Here is a 1,526-nt window from a genome sequence, read left to right as displayed (position 1 = left end):
CGGCGTATTGGTTGCCGGCGGTTTGGTTACGGTCGGCGTCAGGGTATCCGAGACAGGCGTCCCACCGTAATGGATTAGTATCCTCTGGCCGGCTCTGACGCTAACATCGTTTTCAGCCATTCCGTTCAACGCCTGGAGCTGTGCAACCGTCGTACCGTAATTAATCGCAATCGTCCACAGAGTTTCATTTTGTTGCACAGTATGATAAATCGATCCATCCAATTCGGGGGTACTGGTAGCAAAGGTTCCGGGTTGAACCGGCAACGCTTCGATATCCACAAAACCGCTGCCCGCATTTTGATTTGCAGCAACCGCAGCAGTTACAGCCAAGGTCGGGGATTTATCCAGATTTGTATCATTCCCTGAACTGTTCACCATCAGTGTATAGTATATGCTTCCGTCGGGTGCGGATGCTGCTCCGGCTCCAACTGTTCCGGAATCGAGACCGATCATTGTATAAAGATGATCGGGATCTGTCCACATCTGCTTAACGCAATAAGATGCCGTCATATTTAATCCGCCGCAGACATTTTCTGACCGAGCCGGTATGTTCGATCCGTCCGGGCGATTATGGGTAGTCATATTAATGGAAGCCTGATATTCACTCTGAGCCTGGGCTAAAGATGATAATGAGTTGTCAACAGAATAAGGAGACAGTCCGTAAGAAGCTCTTAATGCATTTACTTCTGCAATCAATGAATTTGCATCCTGTGCATAAACTGGACAGATAATCAAACAAGTTACAAATATCAGAATTGATAAAATAAATAAAAACTGAAAACTCAATACACTTTTTCTCATTTTTTCTGATTATAACCTGATCTGTTTTATTCCCCGCATTCGATGCGATTTGTACTGCAAAACGGGTAAATCGTTTGAAATATTCCTCTCGTGTCTTATAAATGTCCTGTTATGTGTTTCAAATTTCTATGGAAATGATTTATGAAAGAAGTTCCGAATGAATCATATTCCTCAAAAGGTTGAAAATAGGGACGGAAGCTTTTTCGGTAACTTCTGATCATTGATGAATACCATCTTTCTCTCTGAACAAGTTAACTGTAGCCCTTCTTTTCAACCCATTCCACTCTAACCGCCGGATTTAAAAGATGCGATCTTGTGAATATGCGCATGGACTCGTTTTGCATATCGAAAAGTGCGATGTCCAGTAAGGACAATGGAATCGTGATGTGAGGCTTCATGAATCAGGCTGTGCGTATCGACGTCGCGCCTCATTTTTACAGTCCGCACACGATTTGACATCAAATATGGAAAGATGGCGGATTTTCACGACAGTAGGAAAACCAATTGCCATTTTCTATGATTTCTTCTCGAGCGAGCTCACGGAAAAGCTGCTTCTTATCGACTTTCCCGGATTCGAATTGCTCCTTTGCAGACGAGTATAATCCGATCATTTTTTCATGGTCAATGCTTTTTCGCTCAAAGGAGAGCTTGCCGTAATAGTTTGCAAGGAAAACGGTCGTTGCCGATACCCCGCCGAGCAATACCTTCATCAGGCTGCGCAGCGT

The 1,526-nt window shown here is 44.0% G+C and carries 2 protein-coding genes; both read right to left on the bottom strand.

Annotated features, from left to right (window positions below):
• On the bottom strand, nucleotides 1-786 hold a 786-nt coding region (locus tag PKH29_12930), incomplete at its 3' end, for a LysM peptidoglycan-binding domain-containing protein (GenBank protein ID HNX15744.1).
• Between the two features lie 473 nt (nucleotides 787-1,259).
• Nucleotides 1,260-1,526: hypothetical protein (locus tag PKH29_12925; GenBank protein HNX15743.1), on the bottom strand; the 267-nt coding region annotated here is incomplete at its 5' end.

This window comes from Oscillospiraceae bacterium (assembly GCA_035353335.1).
Lineage (GTDB): Bacteria > Bacillota > Clostridia > Oscillospirales > JAKOTC01 > DAOPZJ01.
This window is presented reverse-complemented; position numbering and strand designations above follow the sequence as displayed.